Raw genomic sequence first — 18,287 nt, 5'->3', positions numbered from 1 at the left:
CTGGCCATGCAGTGGCTCGGCACGATCAGGCCTGCAGAGTGCATCGTCAGCGATCTTTCGATGGCCATCGCCAAGGCGGCGGTGGCCGAGAAGATCCACGCCCTGCGTGAGCGCAACGAGTGGTTCTCCCTGCTCGATGCGCTATACGCGAATCTGCGCGCCGACGGCGCCTCCATGCTGACGAATGTCGATGACAAGGTGCTGGAGCGCTATATCGAATGGCGCAGCTTTGCGCCGCTGCAAAGCCAGGGGGCTGGGGGGGCAGCGCCACTTGCACAAGATCTGCGCCTGCTCATCGCCACGGCAGACCTGCTCAAGGTCTGCTACACCGAGCCGGACAATCTCTACCTGAAGCAGGTCGCTGCCCGGGGCGTAGCGGTGCACGCGCTCTGATGGATCTCGACGTCCCGTTCCTCTCTGATGCCGCGCGGCAAAACCTGCGTCGCCGGCGGGTCATCCTGAGCCTTTCCGGCGGGGGCTATCGTGGCCTTTTCACCGCCCATGTCCTGGAGCGGATCCACCGCGAGTTCGGCCATGGCAATTTGCTTGAGCGGGTGGACATGTTCGCCGGCACTTCCATCGGGGGAATCATCGCGACGGCGCTGGCCAGTGGCTGCAAGCCGCAGCAGGTCAAGCAGTTGCTGCTGGACCACGGCGAGCGGATTTTTCCGGCCAGGTGGTTCCAAGGCTTTCGCCAGGCCGTGGGCAAGGCCCTCTATGACACAGCACACTTGCGCGCGGCGATCAAGCAAGCAATCCCGAAAGCGGAGATGGACAAGCTCGGGCAACTGCGGGTGCCCCTGCTGCTGCCGACGGTGAACTGGAATTCATCGAAGCTGCATTTATTGGCTAGCGGCGGGATGCCCGACAAGGACCCACTGGGGCTTTCGCTGATGGATGCCATGCTGGCGACGTCTGCGGCGCCGACCTACTTCGCTGCGCATGCTGCCGCCAACCATGTCTTCGTCGATGGCGGCCTCGCCGCCAATGCGCCAGACATGCTCGCGCTGCAAAGCGCCAGGCAGCTTTGGGGGCCGGCGGCCGACATCGTGATGATTAGCATCGGAACGGCCAACCCGCAACATGGACGGGATCCCGTGGGCATGCCCCAGCGCGGACTGACGCTGGTCAAGCCTTTGCTGGACGTCGTCATGGCCGCCCAGGAGGTGCAGGCTGTGACCGCGGCCGGCAGGGAACTGGGCCCGAGCAACTACATCCGCTTGAACTTCACCCAGCCGCCAGCCCAGCAAAAGCGCCTGGGCCTGGATGTCGCCGATGCAGATAGCACCAGGCTGCTGCAGTCCCTGGGTGACGAGTGCATCGCGGCCCTCTCGGACCAAGAAAAAACGCTCCTCAGGAACATCCTGAGCCATTGATCCGGTCCGCAACAACTGGGCAGGGCCTGATGCCTGTCCGATGGTGATGAATGCCCTGGGAGTCTGCCGACAAAAGGATGTCCGAGAAGCTGGCGTCCGTGTACTTTGTCATTATGAGGACCAAATCGCGCAAGGGATGTCGAGCTTGCAAGCGCACGATCTCAGCCGACTGAGACACGCAAAACCCCGTTCTCAGTCATTGAGTCGCCAAGCGCCTGGACTCCCGATTCATGGTGATGCCCACAGCGCGAGCCGGGTATGGACAGGCTCATCCGGCAGGCACTGCTGCAAGTGCTGCAACGAGCGATCCGGCTGATTCGTGGTACCTTCGCCGCAATTCTGGATGGCGGGCCGCTGAACGCAAGAAGGTGCAGACGATGGCATACCTTGACCGGCTTGTGCCAAGATGGTCTTGACCTCAGGCGCTCGCGCTGCCCGGTGCGCACCCGCATGCCCGGGGGCCAAGATCCTCTCCATGCACACGCATATCCGGCGTGCCCCTGGCGCTCAGCCCCGTCGCCTGAGCCGAGGCGCATTTCCTGCCACAAGTCAGGTCGTTGGCGGGAATCAGTACGTGGAGGGCAGGGTGGTCGCGCTGAACGGCTGTATGCCGGCAATGGCCAACTGCAACAGGTTGCGAAGCTGCGACAGGCCCTTGGCCACATCGGGCTTGTCCGACACCAGCCAGTTGTGCAGGTTCTGGTTGTAAATGGCCCACCATAGTTCCGCCACCAGTTCGGCCGAGATTGCCGGGCGCAGAAAGCCGGCGTCCTGCTTTTCGCGCACGATGGCCGCCAGGCTTTGCAGCAAGGTGGGCTTCCAGGCTGCATAGCGCAGCGCTTCGGGGCCGCTAGGCCGGCCCAGCAGCACCACGCCGACCTCGCGCCGGGCCTGGCGCGCCATTTCGGGATATTGGGCCCAGTAAGCCATGTCAAGACTGGCGAAATCCAGCAGGATCTCGATCAGCGGCCGGGTCAGGGTCTCGCTGCCGAATCGGTCGGCGCGCAGCACTTCCAGATCATCGTTGATGATCATCAGCAGCAGCTCCGACTTGGTCGGCGCGTAGGCAAACAGGGTCCCTTGCGATACATCGGCGCGATCGGCGATCTCGCGCGTCGTCGCGGCCTCGTAGCCACGCTCCAAAAATACAGTGCGCGCCGCTTCCTTGATACGGATGCGGCGGCGCTGTTTGCCGCGTTCGCGGACACTCAGCGTTTCGGTGGGGAGGGTGAGGTCTTCGGACATGTAGGTGGCGATGCCGCGGCGGAGGATGCGCTCAGGCGGCGAAGTTAACGGTAGCGGCTTTTTCCACCGTGCAGAAGCGCGCAATGCTCTGGATCGAATTCTGGTGCTCCTGCTCGGAGTGTGCGCAGCAAGCATCTTCAATCACTATGACTTCAAAGTCACGGTCATGGGCATCACGCACACAGGCCTGCACCACGGCTTGCGTGCTGACACCCGAACAGTATATGCGGCGAATGCCGGCGGCACCGAGCTGGGCCATCAACGTGGTGGAGTAGAACGGACTGACACGGTGCTTGGTGACCTGGATGTCGCCTGCGCGCTGATCTAGCGCAGGGTGGATTTCGGTGCCCCAGGTGCCGAGCTGGAACATGCCGCTCTTGGCGGCGCCGCCAAACAACGGCGAGGCGCTCGGGCACTCGTGGTAGTCCGCCGAGAAGCCGATGCGCACGAAGCCGATCTTCACTCCGGCGGCGCGCGCGCGCTCGATGGCCAGCTGGGTGTTTTCCAGGGTGCTGCGTTGCTTGAGCAGGGCGCCCATCGGGCCTTTGGCAGCGGGTCCGTCTTCATGGACCAGTTCGTTTTGCATATCAAGCACGAGGTAGACAGATGGGATCATGGTGAAAGTTTCTTAAACAGCAGTGGGTGAAGGAAGGGACGACGAGCGTTCGCGGTAGCGGCTGTCATAGGCTTTGATCGTGCCGCGGGCGACCAGCGACGCGATGTCGACGGGACGCAACTTGGGCGGCTGCAGTGGCGTGTCGGAGACGACCTGGCTGGCGTGCAGCGCCGCCACGCGCTCGGCGCACAGGTGCAGGGATTCGAGCACCGCGGCGTTGTCCTCGCCAAAATGCGGGGCGCGTCGGCGGATGCCGACAGGTGCGCCCTGCCATTGGTACGGTCTGCCGATCAGAGCGCGCACGCCGATGTCCGACTCGAAATCCACGCACTCGAAGAAGCCCCGCGCCAGCAACTGCGGATCGCGCAGCAGGTCGCTGGCGTCGTTGACGGCACCGGCGGCGATGCCCGCCGACTGCAGCTGTTCGGCCGCCACCTGGGCGCTGCGCTGCAGGCACCAGGCGCGGCAAGCGCTTTGAAGCTGCTGCACGCTGGCGCTCGCGGGCAGATCCAGGGTGCGCCGCAACTGCTCAGCTGTGGCCCCGGAAGAGGCGGACACCGCCACCCATTGGTTGTCGCCCGCTGCCGGGAACACACCGCTGAAAGCCGCGCCCCACTCGGCATTGCCGCGACAAGCGACATCGGGCTGCCCGCTTTGCACGGCGATCAATGCTTCGGGGATGACCATGGCGCCCAGCTGGTACATGCCCAGGTCTATCCACTGGCCCTGGCCGGTTTTTTCACGGTGCACCAGCGCTGCCATGATGCAGGTCATGCCCGACCAGGCCGCCAGGAAGTCCGGATAGGACTGGCCGACCTTGGTGGCGGCCTCGCCCGCGTAGCCCGCGTAGGCGCTCAGGCCCATGGTGGCTTCGAGGGTGGTGCCCTGGGCCTTGAATTCGGACCAGGGGCCGGTGGAGCCGTAGCCGGTGTTCGACAGCATGACCAGGCGCGGGTTCAGCGCGGCCAGCTTTTCATACGGCAGACCCCAGCCACGCATTACGCGCGGAGTGAAGTTGTCGATCAGCACATCGCTTTGCGCGACCAATTCGCACAGCACTTCGCGTCCGGCAACGGTTTGCAGGTCCAGCACCACCGAACGCTTGCCACGGTTGAGCATCTGGAAAGTCGAGCAGCGGTTCCAGCCTGCGTCGCCGGGATCGTTGTCGACCAGGTAGCCAAAACCGCCGGCGCGCAACTGGTCCAGGCGTTTCGGGGCTTCAATCTTGATGACTTCGGCGCCCAGGTCCGCAAGCAGCGCGCCGATATAGGGCGCGGCGAATACCGTGGACAGATCCAGCACGCGCAGGCCGGCCAGCGGCGCCTGGGGTGCCAGGGCAGGCACGCCTGCCGCCGCCCGGCGGGCGCTTGCCGCCGCAGCTTCTGCCAGCGCATCGGCGCGCGCCATGCTGCCCAGCGCCGGCGCTGGCTGGTGCACCGCCACCGGCGTCGCCGACAGATGGGCGATGCGCGCCGGCAGCTTCCATGGCGCGCCGTGTGCGCCGCCCGCCTCGGTCCAGACATCGCGTTGCGCCAGGTGCTCGCATTCCATCAGTTGCGCGGCCGATTGCAGCACGCCGCTGAGAAGCCCTTCTTCATTGGCCTTCTCGAACAGCTCGCGGCCCGAACGCTCGGCGAGGCAGGCGTGCAGCAGCGCGCGCAGCTCTTCGGCATGGTCGATGCGCCCTTGCTGCGACGCAAAGCGCTTGTCGCACAGGCGCGGCTCGCCGAGCAACTGGGCAAAGCGGTCCGGACCGTACAGGGGATTGACCTGCAGCGTGACATAGCCATCGCGCACCGGCAGCGGCTCGCCACTGAGCAGCGGGTCCTGCACGGCCGAGCGCCGCGCCGCCACCACGCCGGCCAGCGAGTACGCCGGGAAGACCGACACCAGTTCCGAGGCCACGACTTCCATGGCCGACAGGTCGATCAGGCTGCCCTGGCCGGCGCGCAGCGCATGAAAGTAAGCCGCCATCGCGGTGTAGGCCCCATTGAGGCCTGCACAATAGGCCGACTGGCGCAGGCCGGGCTTGAGCGGTTCGCGGTTTTGCAGGCCGCTGAAGGACATGATGCCGCCCATCGCCTGCAGCACCAGATCGCCGCCCTGCCAGTGGGCCTTGGGGCCGTGCCAACCGAAGTCGCTCACCGCCACGATGGCCAGGTGCGGCAAGCGCTGGTGCAGCGCTTGCGGGGTCCAGCCCCAGGCCTGCGCCGTCTCGGTGGGGCCATAACCGTATATCAGCACGTCGGCCGCTTGCAGCAGCGCTGCCAGCGTGTCTGCGTCCGCAGCGTGTGTGGGGTCGAGCTGCAGGCTTTGCTTGTTCCAGTTCAGGTACTCGAACAGTGCGCTGTGCGCGGCGCCGGGCGCCGCCGGGCCCTCGTGGCGCAGCGGATCGCCGTTCGGACCTTCGATCTTCAGCACCTGCGCACCGAAGTCACCGAGCAGTCGCGCGCCAAACTGGGCCGCAAGATGACCGCCCAATTCGACTACGCGCACGCCTTGAAGCGCGCTCCTTGGCGCGGCGTTATGCATCATGGCTGGCAAACGGATAGGGCACGGCCTGGCCCTGCTTGAGCGGCAGCACGCCGATGGCGGTGCCGGGTGTGCTTTCCTGGCCGTCCTGGTTGCGAATCCCGATCTCGCAGGTCACGTAGCCCATGCCGTCGCGCACTTCGAGCGCGGTGATGCGGCCCCAGGCGGTAAGGGTGCTGCCGACAACATCCAGCTTGCGGAAGCTGAAGTCGATCTTCCACAGCCAGCCTGCGGGTGTGAGCCATTCGCGCATCATCTGCACCAGGAAGTGCTGCTTCCAGGTGCCGTTGACCGGCAGGCCGGGCAGCTTGTCATGTTCCGTGGCGAACGGCAGGTCGTAATGGATGCGGTGCCAGTTCTCGATGGCGGCCGACCAGCGCATCAGGTGCGAGGTGGTGATGGGGCCGCGCACCAGCGCGGTGATGTCGTCGCCCACGCGCAGGTCCTCGAAGACCGGGGCATTGGTAGTAGCTTGGCTCATTCCTGTATCTCCTGGATCAGCGCGCGAGTTCGGTGTGGACGATGCGCAGCAGCTTTTCGCCATGCTGGTTGGTGTAGAGCGTCTCGGTCTTGAAGACGATCATCGGGCCCGACGAGGACTCGCGTTCACTGAGATCGACATAGCGTGACTGGCGGCTGACCACATCGCCGAGCTTGGCCAGCTGGAAGAACTCGCAGGCATAACCGCCGTTGAGCAGCCGCTTGAAGGGCAGGTTCAGGCTGGGCAGGCCCTTGCTGACTGTGCCGCCCATGCCGTCCCAGTCGGGCTTGTCCTGGAAGCGCTCAAAGGTATCGGGCGTGCCAGCCGGGCGCGCGAACAGGTGCATGGGCTGCAGCGGCGTGGCGACAAGCACGCCAAAGCCGCGGCGCTCGGCCTCTATCGGATCCCAGTGCACGGGATCGCTTTCCATCACGGCCTGGGTAAAGCGGCGCAGCGTGTCGGGGCCCAGCGGCGTGGGCGCGGTCTGCACTTCGCCGGGCACGCCGATCAGGGCCTGCATTGCGGGAGTGATATGGGACATGTCGTCTTCCTTTGCGCGGGTTTACTTGAGCAGCTGACGCGCGATCAGCATCTTTTGCATCTCGGTCGTGCCGCCGCCGATCTGCATGTGGCGCAGCAGGCGGTAGAACACCGTCAGGGGCAGTTCCAGGGCTTCGCCCATGGCGCCATGGATCTGGATCGCGTGATCCAGCGTGCGTGCACCCCATTCGCCGGCCGTGAACTTGACCAACGAGGCTTCGTTGCGCACGTCTTCGCCGCGGTCGCCGCGCGCCGCTGCAGCGTAGGTCAGCGCCCGCAGCGCTTCGATATCCACATGCATGTCGACCAGGCGCCACTGGATGGCCTGGCGCTCGGACAGCGGCTTGCCGAAGGTCACGCGCTGCTTGGACCACTCCACCGACATGTCCAGCGAACGCTGCATGCGACCCAGGGCCTGGGGCGCGCGCAGCAGGCGGTCATGGATCGTCAGCCAGCGCTGGCCCAGGCGAAAGCCATTGCCAACGGCCCCCAGCACGTTGCCGTCCGGAACGAACACATTGTCGAAATGCACGACGTACTGGGCCGAGCGCGAACCCAGCCAGGTGCGGATGCCGCTTTCCTCGATGTGCAGGCCTTGCGCGCCCTTTTCCACGATGAACATCGTGATGCCGCCGCGCTGGCGTTTTTCGGCATCCGTTACCGCCTGCACCTGGATGATGTCCGAACTCATGGCGTTGGAGATCCACATCTTGGTGCCATTGATCAGCCAGCCGCCTTCGGTCCTGGTGGCGCGGGTCTGCATCATGCCGCCGGGGTCGGAGCCTGCATTGGCCTCGGTTTGCGCGAAGCAGGCGGTCTTGTCGCCGGCAATCACCGGCCTGAGAAAACGCTCGATCTGGTCGCCTGTGGACTCGTACAGGATGTTGGGCACGGAAGCCATGGGAAACGGCACGGCGCAGTAGTGCAGTTCCTCGCTGACGACGATCTGGGCCAGCAGGCCCATGCCGGTGCCGCCGTGCTCCTCGGGCACGGTCATGTTCCATAGCCCGGTGTCCTTGGAGATCGACACCAGGCGGTCGACGATCTTCTTGTCGAAAACGCCCTTGAGGTTTTCCATCGCCGCGCCATAGGTGGCCCAGTCGCTGGCCAGGTACTGCTGCTCCAGCGGCATCAGTTCGTCGCGCACGATGCGGCGGGTCATGTCGCGGATCTCCTGGACCATGGGAGGGAGCTGGAAGCTTGGGGCGTCCGTATCAAATTCGGCAACTGCGTTCATGTTCGTTCTCGGTAGCGGTTTTTTGGGCGTGCCACTTCCCGCAGCGCGCCCCAGGGGCGCTGTGGGTGCGGGGAAATGCAACGGTGGAAGGCGGGCGCCGGGGGACTCAGGCAGCGACGGCCTGGGCCTGGCGCACGCGGTCGCGGATGCGGTCGAGGTTGCGGCCCAGCTTCACGCGTCCGGGCAGCGGATGGCCGACGATCTCTTCGGCCAGCTGCGCGCACTCGATCAGCTTGTCCAGGTCAATGCCGGTCTCTATGCCCATCTCGTTGAGCATGAACACCAGATCCTCGGTGCAGACGTTGCCGGCAGCGCCCGGGTTGCCGGCAAACGGGCAGCCGCCCAGGCCGCCCACGCAGGCATCAAATGAGGTCACACCCATCTCCAGGCCGGCGTAGGCATTGGCGATGCCCATGCCGCGGGTGTCGTGCAGGTGCAGGCCGATCTGCTTGTCCGGAAAGCGCTCGCGGATGGCGCCCACGGTCTTGCGGATCGCCACCGGCGTGGCCCAGCCCATGGTGTCGAGCAGGCTGATGCGTTCGGGATGCAGGTCGTTTTCCCGGGCGATGCGCAGGCCGGCGTCAATCAGCGACAGCACGCGCTCGAGCGGAATGTCGCCATCGAAGTTGCAGCCGAATGCCGACGCTACATTCACATTGCGCACCGGAATCTGGCTGGCAGCGAAATTGGCGGCAATCCGGCTGGCTTCAGCCTGGTTGTGCTCGAAGCTGGAGTTCTGGTTCTTTTGCAAGAAAGTGGCCGAAGCCGTGAGGGTGATCGAGCCGGTGATGTCCAGCACGCCCGTGCCCTTGGCGCGGTCCAGGCCTTTTTCATTGAGCCACACGCCGGTGTACTTGACACCCGGCTGGCGCGTGATGCGCTGGCAGATCTCGTCGGCATCGGCCATCTGCGGCACCACCTTGGGATTGACAAACGAGCACACCACGATTTGCTGCAAGCCGGTCTGCGACAGGGCGTCGATCAGGCGCACCTTGTCGTGCGTGCTGATCTGTGCTTTTTCGATCTGGAAACCTTCGCGCGGACCTTCTTCTTTGATGGCAACCGCTTTGGGGAAGTCGTTCATGGCAAATCCTTGTCTGAATGGAGTAAAAATCGTGGAGGAGGCCGGGCTGCGCGCCGCAGCCTCAGGCGCCCATGACGTTGAGCAAGGCGTGGCGCTTTTCCACCGTGACCGCGTGGATGGCGCGCTGCAGTGCCGGCAGCAATTGCTCGCGGGTCGAGACCTTTTCGCCGTAGCCGCCCGAGGCCTGGGCATACAGCTCGAAGTCCGGCATATGGCCCAGACCCGACAACGGGGCATGGCCGTGTTCCTTGACGTAGGCGCGGGTGGCGCCATCGGGGTAGACGGCGAGCGTGGTCTGCTCCACGGCCTGCCAGTGGTGGTTGTTGAAGACGATCATCAGCACCGGCAGACCGTGCATTTCCGCCGCCTGGTGGCACGACGCCGGGTTGGTGAACATGTAGGCGCCGTCGCCTTGCACGCAGATCACCAGCTTGTCAGGTGCGGCCTGCTGAGCACCCAACGCTGCAGGAAAGCCCCAGCCCAGACCGCCGGCGGTCGAGTTCAGGAAGTAGGAGCCGGGGGCGGAGAACGACATGTTCTCGGCCCGGATGGTGTATTCGCTGACCACGATGGAATCCTCGCCACGCACCTGGTCGACGGCCCGCGACAGGTATTGCTTGGTGATCAGGCCGCCCTGAACCTCGTCCTGCGCGACTTGCCGCGCCAGACCGTCGCGCCATGCCTGGCTGTCGGCGCTGATCTTGGTGAGGCGCGCGGCGGCGGTGTCCGCAGCGCCAATGCGCGCCAACTCGGCGGCCAGCGCCTGCAGGAACGGCAGCGCGCGCGACACCAGCGTCACCGTGGACTGGAAACTGCGCAGTGGCAGGTCCTGGAACAGTGGGTCCACGCCGACCTGCGCAATGAAGGCCTCCTCGGCGGGCTCGGCCCGGCCGGGCACCCAAGGCACATCGCTTTCCAGAGCAATTACCACGTCGGCGCGGCTGACTACCGCGGTGGCGTCATGCCCGAGGTGGTGGGGGTGGCCGTACGGCACGTTCACATAGTGGCCCATGCTTTCGGCCACGGCGATGCCGTAGGTGCGCAGCAGCGCGTCGAGCACCGGCACGGTCTGGGTATCGGCACCGCTGGAGCTGACGACAAACAGGGGGTACCTGGCCGCCTTGATGGCCTGCGCGATGCGTGCCACTCCGTGCGGATCGGGATAGGCGGCGCTGACCATGGGCTGGGCCGGGCGGCGCTGGTAGTCGGCTGGCATGGGCTGGGCCAGCACCTCGCGCGGCAGCGTCAGGTAGATCGGGCCGCGTGGCTCGGCCATGGCGATCGACAGGCCGCGGTCGACGACTTCGTCGACATTGCGGCCGTCACGCAGCTCGTAGTCCCACTTGACCAGCTCGCGCGCCATGCCGGCTTGGTCAAACATCTCCTGCGCCCAGTGGATAGGGCTGTTGCGCGCGCCGAGCACGCCTTTTTCATACAGCGGTGTGCGCCCCGCCGTGAAGAACATTGGCACCTGGCTGCGCGCGGCATTCATCAGACCGCAGACTGCATTGGCTGCGCCCACGGTCACGTGCAGCATCACCGCCTGGGGCTTGCCGGTGACCATGTAGTAGCCATGGGCCATGCCGACGGCCAGGTTTTCATGCACGGCGACCACGGGCGTGGGAAAGTCCTGCCCGGTCTGCGCGCCTTTGGCATAGGCCTCGACGATGGGCGCGGTGTCAGTGCCCGCGCCAATGTAGAAGTAGTCGATGCCGCGCGTCTTGAGCAGGGACAGATAGGCTTGGGCCACCGACGGGGGGCAAGCGCCTGCAGTGGGCTGCGCAGCGATTTCGCTGGGCAGTTCTCGGGGCATGTTCATGGAAGATCCTGCAAAAATAAGAAAGAGATTGCGAAGTTGCGGCTACGGTGCGGGTCTGAGCAATGCGGCAAAGATGCGGAAGTCGTTGCAGTGGGGCAGGGCCGCGATGGCCTGGTCGATGGCCTCAAAGCGTTCCTGTCCCAGACATGGAACCATCAGCGACTGCGCCTTGGCGCGCAGCTCGGCGTCGGTGATCGGGTTTTGCGGCGCGCCCTTGGCAAACTGCACCTGCGCCTGCAGCCTGCGGCCGTCGGTGCATTCCACCTGCAGCAGCGGGCCATGGATATGGTCGGCTGGCAGGTCGGGTACCAGGGCGATGGCCTGCATCAGCCGCTGGATCTGCGGGTCCTGCGCCCGCGGGGGCGCAAACTGGGGCAGATTCGCCTGGCCGGTGGCGGCGGTGACGGCCAGGGCATACGGCAGGCTCATCTGCGCGTCGAGCACACTGTCCACGCGATAGCTGCCCACGAGCTTGGCGGTGTGGGCCGGGCAATGCACGGCGATGCGGGCAATCTCGTCGGCGCGCAGGCCGTGCTCTTGCTGCAGCTGCAGCAAGGCATCGATGGCGCCGTGCGAGGCGCGGCAGCAGGCGTAGGGCTTGATACCGGTCAGAGTGATGGCGTTGAAGGTACCGAGGTCTTCCAGTACGCGCTCGGGGCGCGCATGGGGGCCGCAATAGGTCTTGAAGAACCCCCCCCACTCTGATTCGAGGATGTACCTCGGCCCGGTCATGCCGGCCTGCGCCAGATAAGCGGCGGCCACGCCGGTCTCTGCGGCCTTGCCAGGGTGCATGCGCTTGGTCATCGCCCCGTCCTGCATGAACGCCCAGACGCCGCCCAGATAGGTTCCCGCGATGCCCAGTGCCTGGGCGGTGCGATCGGCGTCGAGCTGCAACACGTATGCTGCGGCCAGCGCGGCGCCAAACGTGCCGCAGGTGGCCGTCGAGTGCCAGCCCAGACCGTTGTGCGGACGGTAGCCGCCAGCGGCGTTGAGCATGCGACCGGCCAGGTCATAGCCGGCGGCAATCGCCGTGATCACCGTGGCACCATCGGCGCCGCATGCCTGGGCCACAGCGCATGCGGCCGGTACCACCACGGCGCCGGTATGGCCGCAGCCATCAAAGTCATCGAGCTCGCGGGCATGCGCGGCCGTGCCGTTGACCAGCGCAGCCTGCGCCACGGGCAAGTGCAAGGGCAGGCCCCAGACAGCGGCCGGGGCCGGGGATTCAAGGTTGCTGCCATACATCGCCACCACGCCGGCGCGCACGGCCAGGGTCTCGGGCGCCTGCGTGCCCGCCATGCCTGCGGCAAGGGTGTCCAGCAGGCGCTGACGCACCAGCGCGACTTCGTGGTCGGGCAGATCGTGAAAGCGGCGGGCGCACCAATGGGCGGCGATCTGCTGGGTCAGCGTCAAGGAGGAAGTAGCTTCCCGGTCAATCATGAAGTCATGCACCTAATTTGTTGTATATGTGAATTTTATACTTCACATCAAAAATAAGACAAGATCAATGTTTCAGGGAATTCCCTTGCTTCCGATGCCCGGTGAGTTCAAGAGGGGGCATTGCCCGCGGAGCGCAGGTGTCCGCGCCTGCCCAAGAGAGTCATGGCGCCGTGGCGCGCCCAGGTAGTACGGGCGTCACCGTCGCAGCAACCCAGTGGGATGAGGGTAAACCGCAGTTGTTCTATTATTTAATGAAAAAACATAATAAATAGAACAAAAGAGTGTTCCATGGTGAGAAGTAAATTGGCTTTCGCAGTGATCCTGGGTGCCGCCTCCTGCGCAGTCAGCGCCGCAAGCAAGGTTGAGATCTATGGGGTGGTCGACCTCGGGGTCGCCAAAGGCAACGGCGGGCAGTCCGCCAACGCTGGCGCCAATGGCGCCAGTGATGCCTGGCAGGTCAAGCAGGCGTCTGCATCGCGATGGGGGTTCCGCGGCACGGAAGATCTTGGCGCAGGGTTGTCGATGGGCTTTCTGCTCGAGCACCGGTTCAATCCGGACACCGGCACGTACCCGAGTCAGCAGCCGTTTTTCATGCAATCCACCCTTGGTTTGAGCCATCAGGACATCGGCACGATGTGGATGGGCCGTGACTACATGCCGGCATTCTGGGTGGCCATCAAATCGGACCCCTTTGGCGCCGACGGTGTCGCACAGGTTGGGACAGCCAATCTGTATGCGGTTTTCAGCTCGGCGTCTGACAATGCTTCACGCACCAATAACTCCATCGGCTTCAAATCCAAACGTTTCAATGGATTGAGTTTTGATGTCGCCTATGGCATGCATGAAAATCAAGGAAGGGCGCAAAGCGGATTCAATCTGCAGTATCAGGAAAACAAACTCTATGCCGGCCTTGGCTATGCCAAGAAAAATAATGCAGTCGTCGCCAATGCGGCGGTCAATGACGAGCTTGTCAACCTGGGATTGATTTACTGTTTTGAAGCATTCCGCGTCATCGGTTACGTGGCACAGGGGAAAAACAAGAATTTCAATACCACCTCCAGGCAATATATGCTGGGCATGGATGCGAGATTAGGCCCCGGCCGGTTGAAGGCCGCCTATTCTAGATTGGACAGCGACTATGCTTTCAGCGAAAGACAGAAGTTTGGCATTGGCTACGACTACAACTTGAGTAAATTGACGCGTTTGTATTTTGATGTGGGCGTTGGAAAGAAAAAAAATAAGTCGAGCAATTCTGCCTTTGCCATTGGCATGAGAAAAGCGTTCTGATTTTTCAAGGAGTTTCGATGAAAATTTTCAAGTATTTCCGATTTTCCGCTTGTACGTTGCTTTTGGCGACTGCCAGCCAATACGCCGCAGCAAACGCCTCGGCCCCCGTCCGGCTGCTCGTCGGCTTTGTTCCCGGAGGGACGAGCGACACGGTCGCACGCCTGCTGGCGGAAGAATTGCGTGGCGAGCTAGGCAGAAATGTCATTGTCGAAAACAAGCCCGGTGCCGGCGGGCGCATCGCTGCCGAGATGCTCAAGTCGTCCAAGCCCGACGGGACGACTTACATGTTCGCTCCCGACAACTGGGCGATCTTTCCCACGCTCTTGTTGCCAGAAACCACGCTGCGCTACAACTACCTCAAGGACATGGCGCCCGTGGCCAAGGTCATCAGTTACCCGCTGGGCTTCTATGGCAGCCAAATGTCGGGCGCCAAAGATCTCAAGGAGTTTGTGGAACTGGCGAAGAAAAACAAGGACCTGACCTTGTATGCTTCTGCCGGAACCGGCAGCATTACCGAATTTCTCGGAATTTTGATGAGAGAAAAGTTCGGCGTAAAAATGACGGTGGTGCCGTACAAAGGCGGGGGCGAGGTGAAAACTGCTTTGCTCGGAAATCAAGTGGCTGCAGGAATCATGGCGCCCAGTGAAATTTTGCAGTTCACCAAGGAAAGAAAAATAACCGCTTTCGGTTTCATGACCAAGGAACGCTGGAGCGTGGCGCCGAACATTCCAACCCTCAAAGAACAAGGGTTTGATGTTACCCAGGGAGAAGCTTTCATGGGCGTGTGGGCTTCGTCAAAAACGGAGGCAAGCGAACGTGAAAAAATGGAGAAGGCGATTAAAAATATCGTCGCCAAAGATTCATTCAGGCAAAAGGTGTTGAAAACCTCGGTTTATCCTGAATTTTCTGGGTCGCAGGATTTAGACAGGGAAGTGAAAAATCTGTTGAATTTCTGAAGGCCCTTGGTGAAGGAGTATGCGATGGCGAGTGGGAAATAAAATGAAGACTCCCCCTCAATAAACACCCATGGGTGTTTATTGAGGGGTTATTGGGTCAAAGGGCGCAGCGCTGGGACGTCGCCACCCCAGCGACCTATCGCAGCTTCATCAACACCTAAACCCCATCCAGGCGAAGCGGCTTTAGCTTGAAGCCGCTTCGCCTGACAGGGGGAGTGCGCGGATTTTGGTGCTGACCCCGCTGCTTTCTTGCGCGGCGGGGCCAGTGCCGCGCGCCAATCAGAAGCGGTGGGCCATGCCGAGCATGAAGGTCACCCCCTTGTCGTCCCTGGCGCGGATGTCTGACTGAGTCCGGCCCACCTCGGAAAAGAACATGGTGCGCTTGCTCACGCGGTACTCGGCGCCGAAGGCGACGGTCCGTGATTGATCCCGGTTGGCCACTTCCAGAAACTCATAGCCGAACTTCAGCGCCAGTGCATTGGTGAGGGGGTAACGTGCACCCAGGCTGTAGCGATCGGAGTCCTGGGCTTGGCCCGGCGCGGACACCCGACTGTAGGTCAGGCCCAGTTGCAGCTTGCTGAAGTCGTAGCGCCCACCGACGGTGAGCACGTCGCGGTCCTTGAAGTTGTCGACGGCCGAGGCGGTATTGCCAGCATTGAGCGTGTAGCCCAAGCCCAGGACCAGCGGGCCGTTCCTGTAGCGGGCCGCCAATTCGGTCGTGTGCTGCTGCTTGGACGCCATGTTGCTCTTGGAAACCACCGCACCCGACACCCGCACCCCACCGACTTCAGGCGACATATACATCAGCGTGCCGTTGTAGCGCGTGGGCGCATCGAGGGGGCCGCCGTAGACCGTGGTGCCCAGGCCCAGCGGCATGTAGACATCGAGCTGGCGGCGCAGCAGTTCGTCGACCGGGCCCCACATCTTCCCCATGGAGATTTCGCCGAAACCACCTGAAATGCCGATCTTGGAATTGGTGAAAAAGCTGCTGCCAGTTTGCGAGCCGGTGGTTGGATCGAATCGGTGGTTCAGGACGAAATTGGCTTTCAGTCCCGACCCCAGATCCTCCACACCCCGGAATGTCAAATTACTTCCGGCGGCCTCGAGGTTATCTATCGCGTTCTTGGAAGCAGTTCCATCGCTTTTCGATGGGGTGAATTTGTAGCCTGCAACAAAACCGCCACTCACGTTCACATGGGATTGAGCATGGACAAGGCAGGGCGCAGAAAGAGCTACCGCACAAAAAAATCGCAGCATATTTTTCCTAATATGAAAATTTTCAACTATGGAGACTGAATATCTCCAATTGCTCGAATAAAGCGCCTGCCATCTTGTGACAGGCTTTTTTATTATTGAGCCTTGAGGTTGGCTTCCTTGACAATAGGAGTCCAATAATTAATCAGCTGATCAACCTGTTCGCCAAGCACCTTTCCCTCGGCAAAATCCGCGCGCACGTAGATATGGGCCAGACGCTCCTGAACACTGGGCTTGCCGAGCACCTTCTTCAGCGCTTCTTCCATTTTTCTTCGCTCGGCTTCGGGCGTCTTGGCATGGGTCCAGAACGCGGAGAATGCGCCGCCATGGACAATGTTGAAGCCCTGCTCCTTGAAAGTCGGCACCTGTGGCGCGATCGACCAGCGTTCTTCGACGAAGAAACCAAGAGGCTTGATCCTCGTGCCGACGTCCGCCAGGCCATCGCCTGGTGTCATGATGCCCACGGGCACCTGACCGCCGATGAGGTTGGTCTTGACTTCACCACCGCCCTTGAATGGCACGACGGTCATCTTGAAACCAAATTCCTGGGACATGATGATGCCCAGGAATTCCGTGATGCTGCCGCTGCCGGACGAGCCATACAGCGCGATGCCCGGATTGTCCTTGGCTTTTTTCACATACTCCTTCAGCGTATTTACGCCGGTGCTTTCCGCAACGAACAGACCCAATGGGAAGGAGGCGATGCGTGCTACCGGCGAAAAATCTGTTTTCAAGTTGTAGCGCAGTTGTGCCTCGGTATTCAGAATCGTCGGGAAAATAGCCCAGCTATCGGGTGCGAGCATATAGCTGCTGCCATCGGCCGGCCCTGACTTGAGCGTCTGGGCCGCGAGGCGGCCACCCGCACCGGGCTTGTTTTCCACAATGACATTGCGTCCCAGCACCGGGCGCAGTTCTTCCGCGAGCATGCGTGCAATGATGTCGCCATTGCCACCGGCTGCAAAACCGATGATGATGCGCACCGGATTATTTTCCTGGGCATTTGCCAACATGCATGTGAGGCCCAAGATTGCCGGAGCAATGATTTTAATTTTTGGTTTTTTCAAAACTTTGTCTCCTTGATGAAGTTATTGGAATGGATTATTAATTTTCATTCAGCTGTCAACGCTCTCCTTCAAAATAAATTCATCGCTCCACAGGTTGGGCGACCCACCTTCTGTCTTTTGAATGAACTTGTGGAGAAGATGCTTGAGCAGTACTCCATCCATGTCGTCCATTTTTCCCAGCAACTGTTCTTCATGGGATTTGGCGATCGCCAGCAGGCTCACGCTGTCGAAAACGCCCTTGTCGGTCAGGCAATACACCGGTTCTTCGCCCGCCGTGTGCTCAACGGTGGTGACCCAGCCCTTGTCCTTGAGCGCGGCCAGCGTCTGCAGAATGGTGTCCAGCGCGGCATCCTGATTGAACTGGCCGAACATCGTGCTGGTCAGGTTCTTCTTGGTCAGCATGATGGTCAACAGCCGCCATTCGTAGTCGCTCAGCCCGTGCTTTGCCAGGTGGCCGCGCATGCTGTCCAGGAAATTTCTGCGCGCGCGGCCGAACATGTAGCCCAGCATGTCGGCACGGAACGACGGCGGCTCGGTGCCGGCCGGCTGCGAGAGGTGCAGAGCGACATCCTTGCACGCCGCTAGCGCATATTTGCCGGCGTGAAAGACCAGCGGGGGATGGGCATTCTTCTCGAACTGCGTGACCTCCCCCACGAAGATGATGTGGTCTCCACCTTCATACTGGAAAGTGGTCGTGCATTCGAAGCGCGCCGCGCAGCGTTGCAGCAGTGGCACGCCATGCTCCGATGGCACGCAGGCCACGCCAGCGAACTTGTCCTGGCCACCGCGCGCGAACTGGTTGGAAATGCCTTCCTGTTCGGCGCTGAGTACATGCACGGCCCAGTGCCTGGCGGCGACGAAATCCTGAAGGCTGAAGGCTTTTCTGGCGAGACTCCACAACACCAGCGGCGGGTCCAGCGAGACCGAGTTGAAACTGTTGGCCGTGAGACCAATGGGCTCGCCGTTGCGGCCCACGGCGGTGATCACGGTGACGCCGGTCGCAAAGGTGCCGAGCGCGGCACGGAAGGCCTTGGCGTCAAATGAGGGGGCGATAGTTTCTTGCATGTTCTGTCTCCGAAAGGCGGTGGGTCTGGTCTCGGGGCGGTTAGCGTTGGCGCGCTGCGAGGATGTCCAGCGCCACGTCGACGATCATGTCTTCCTGCCCGCCGACCATGCGGCGCTTGCCCAGCTCGACCAGGATGTCGACGGCTTTCAGGCCGTACTTGGCCGCAGCCACTTCGGCGTGGCGCAGGAACGAGCTGTAGACGCCCGCGTAACCGAGCGCCAATGTCTCGCGGTCCACGCGCACCGGACGGTCCTGCAGCGGACGCACGATGTCGTCGGCCGCGTCCATGA

16 protein-coding genes and 1 pseudogene are annotated in these 18,287 nt (G+C 62.6%); 4 read left to right on the top strand and 13 right to left on the bottom strand.

What is annotated here, in order from left to right; all coding sequences use genetic code 11:
- Window positions 1–6: 6 nt before the first annotated feature.
- Window positions 7–393, top strand: coding sequence for a hypothetical protein (locus GVL12_RS21995; protein WP_200843994.1), 387 nt, complete (start codon window positions 7–9; stop codon window positions 391–393).
- Entirely contained in the window at window positions 393–1,376 is a 984-nt protein-coding gene (locus GVL12_RS21990) for a CBASS cGAMP-activated phospholipase (protein WP_159917703.1), read from the top strand. The genes GVL12_RS21995 and GVL12_RS21990 overlap by 1 nt, the downstream gene beginning before the upstream one ends.
- 567 nt (window positions 1,377–1,943) lie before the next feature.
- On the opposite strand, the gene GVL12_RS21985 is transcribed toward GVL12_RS21990, so the two are convergent.
- From GVL12_RS21985 to GVL12_RS21945, 9 genes are all read right to left on the bottom strand, one after another.
- The gene (locus GVL12_RS21985) at window positions 1,944–2,705 is read right to left on the bottom strand and encodes a TetR/AcrR family transcriptional regulator (RefSeq protein WP_159917702.1); all 762 of its coding nucleotides are present in this window, start codon (window positions 2,703–2,705) and stop codon (window positions 1,944–1,946) included.
- Window positions 2,653–3,237: a cysteine hydrolase family protein gene (locus tag GVL12_RS21980; RefSeq protein WP_159917701.1), complete on the bottom strand. Its 585-nt coding sequence runs from the start codon at window positions 3,235–3,237 to the stop codon at window positions 2,653–2,655. Before GVL12_RS21980 ends, GVL12_RS21985 begins: the two co-directional genes overlap by 53 nt.
- A 12-nt stretch (window positions 3,238–3,249) precedes the next feature.
- Complete coding sequence (locus tag GVL12_RS21975) at window positions 3,250–5,733, bottom strand: CaiB/BaiF CoA-transferase family protein (protein ID WP_159917700.1); 2,484 nt, start codon at window positions 5,731–5,733, stop codon at window positions 3,250–3,252.
- Window positions 5,734–5,761: 28 nt separating this feature from the next.
- Window positions 5,762–6,250 carry an acyl dehydratase gene (locus tag GVL12_RS21970; RefSeq protein ID WP_159917699.1) on the bottom strand — a complete coding sequence of 163 codons (489 nt, stop codon included), beginning with the start codon at window positions 6,248–6,250 and terminating at the stop codon, window positions 5,762–5,764.
- Window positions 6,251–6,266: 16 nt separating this feature from the next.
- Window positions 6,267–6,791 carry a MaoC family dehydratase N-terminal domain-containing protein gene (locus GVL12_RS21965; RefSeq protein WP_159917698.1) on the bottom strand — a complete coding sequence of 175 codons (525 nt, stop codon included), beginning with the start codon at window positions 6,789–6,791 and terminating at the stop codon, window positions 6,267–6,269.
- Window positions 6,792–6,812: 21 nt separating this feature from the next.
- Window positions 6,813–7,973, bottom strand: a complete 1,161-nt coding sequence (locus GVL12_RS21960; RefSeq protein ID WP_306770613.1) for an acyl-CoA dehydrogenase family protein — start codon at window positions 7,971–7,973, stop codon at window positions 6,813–6,815.
- 160 nt (window positions 7,974–8,133) lie between these two features.
- A complete protein-coding gene (locus GVL12_RS21955; protein WP_159917696.1) occupies window positions 8,134–9,111 on the bottom strand; it encodes a hydroxymethylglutaryl-CoA lyase in 978 nt (325 codons plus the stop codon).
- 61 nt (window positions 9,112–9,172) lie between these two features.
- Window positions 9,173–10,930 (bottom strand): thiamine pyrophosphate-requiring protein, encoded by a 1,758-nt coding sequence (locus tag GVL12_RS21950; protein WP_159917695.1) that lies wholly within the window; start codon window positions 10,928–10,930, stop codon window positions 9,173–9,175.
- Between the two features lie 42 nt (window positions 10,931–10,972).
- Window positions 10,973–12,370, bottom strand: coding sequence for an MmgE/PrpD family protein (locus GVL12_RS21945; RefSeq protein WP_159917694.1), 1,398 nt, complete (start codon window positions 12,368–12,370; stop codon window positions 10,973–10,975).
- A gap of 288 nt (window positions 12,371–12,658) precedes the next feature.
- Here GVL12_RS21945 and GVL12_RS21940 point away from each other — a divergent pair, with 288 nt between their 5' ends.
- Window positions 12,659–13,657 (top strand): porin, encoded by a 999-nt coding sequence (locus GVL12_RS21940; RefSeq protein WP_159917693.1) that lies wholly within the window; start codon window positions 12,659–12,661, stop codon window positions 13,655–13,657.
- 17 nt (window positions 13,658–13,674) lie between these two features.
- Window positions 13,675–14,613: a tripartite tricarboxylate transporter substrate binding protein gene (locus tag GVL12_RS21935; protein ID WP_159917692.1), complete on the top strand. Its 939-nt coding sequence runs from the start codon at window positions 13,675–13,677 to the stop codon at window positions 14,611–14,613.
- Between the two features lie 279 nt (window positions 14,614–14,892).
- On the opposite strand, the gene GVL12_RS21930 is transcribed toward GVL12_RS21935, so the two are convergent.
- The 4 genes and pseudogenes from GVL12_RS21930 to GVL12_RS21915 form a co-directional block, all read right to left on the bottom strand.
- Complete coding sequence (locus GVL12_RS21930) at window positions 14,893–15,870, bottom strand: porin (RefSeq protein WP_159917691.1); 978 nt, start codon at window positions 15,868–15,870, stop codon at window positions 14,893–14,895.
- 92 nt (window positions 15,871–15,962) lie between these two features.
- Complete coding sequence (locus GVL12_RS21925) at window positions 15,963–16,931, bottom strand: tripartite tricarboxylate transporter substrate-binding protein (protein ID WP_159917690.1); 969 nt, start codon at window positions 16,929–16,931, stop codon at window positions 15,963–15,965.
- Between the two features lie 48 nt (window positions 16,932–16,979).
- Window positions 16,980–17,996, bottom strand: a complete 1,017-nt coding sequence (locus GVL12_RS21920) for a flavin reductase family protein (RefSeq protein WP_159917689.1) — start codon at window positions 17,994–17,996, stop codon at window positions 16,980–16,982.
- 40 nt (window positions 17,997–18,036) lie between these two features.
- Window positions 18,037–18,287: pseudogene (locus tag GVL12_RS21915) on the bottom strand (4-hydroxy-2-oxovalerate aldolase); the annotation flags it as partial.

Source organism: Pantoea sp. 18069 (assembly GCF_902706035.1).
Taxonomy (GTDB): Bacteria; Pseudomonadota; Gammaproteobacteria; order Burkholderiales; family Burkholderiaceae_C; genus Comamonas.
Note: the sequence above shows the minus strand (reverse complement) of the source record. Positions and strands in the feature narration are given on the sequence as shown.

Bases quoted from the DNA above. Each gene is read 5' to 3' on its own strand.
- GVL12_RS21995 (WP_200843994.1), top strand. From the start codon at position 7: ATGCAGTGGCTCGGCACGATCAGGCCTGCAGAGTGCATCGTCAGCGAT.
- GVL12_RS21990 (WP_159917703.1), top strand. From the start codon at position 393: ATGGATCTCGACGTCCCGTTCCTCTCTGATGCCGCGCGGCAAAACCTG.
- GVL12_RS21980 (WP_159917701.1), bottom strand. From the start codon at position 3,237: ATGATCCCATCTGTCTACCTCGTGCTTGATATGCAAAACGAACTGGTC.
- GVL12_RS21970 (WP_159917699.1), bottom strand. From the start codon at position 6,250: ATGAGCCAAGCTACTACCAATGCCCCGGTCTTCGAGGACCTGCGCGTG.
- GVL12_RS21965 (WP_159917698.1), bottom strand. From the start codon at position 6,791: ATGTCCCATATCACTCCCGCAATGCAGGCCCTGATCGGCGTGCCCGGC.
- GVL12_RS21960 (WP_306770613.1), bottom strand. From the start codon at position 7,973: ATGGTCCAGGAGATCCGCGACATGACCCGCCGCATCGTGCGCGACGAA.
- GVL12_RS21955 (WP_159917696.1), bottom strand. From the start codon at position 9,111: ATGAACGACTTCCCCAAAGCGGTTGCCATCAAAGAAGAAGGTCCGCGC.
- GVL12_RS21950 (WP_159917695.1), bottom strand. From the start codon at position 10,930: ATGAACATGCCCCGAGAACTGCCCAGCGAAATCGCTGCGCAGCCCACT.
- GVL12_RS21945 (WP_159917694.1), bottom strand. From the start codon at position 12,370: ATGATTGACCGGGAAGCTACTTCCTCCTTGACGCTGACCCAGCAGATC.
- GVL12_RS21940 (WP_159917693.1), top strand. From the start codon at position 12,659: ATGGTGAGAAGTAAATTGGCTTTCGCAGTGATCCTGGGTGCCGCCTCC.
- GVL12_RS21935 (WP_159917692.1), top strand. From the start codon at position 13,675: ATGAAAATTTTCAAGTATTTCCGATTTTCCGCTTGTACGTTGCTTTTG.
- GVL12_RS21930 (WP_159917691.1), bottom strand. From the start codon at position 15,870: ATGCTGCGATTTTTTTGTGCGGTAGCTCTTTCTGCGCCCTGCCTTGTC.
- GVL12_RS21920 (WP_159917689.1), bottom strand. From the start codon at position 17,996: ATGCAAGAAACTATCGCCCCCTCATTTGACGCCAAGGCCTTCCGTGCC.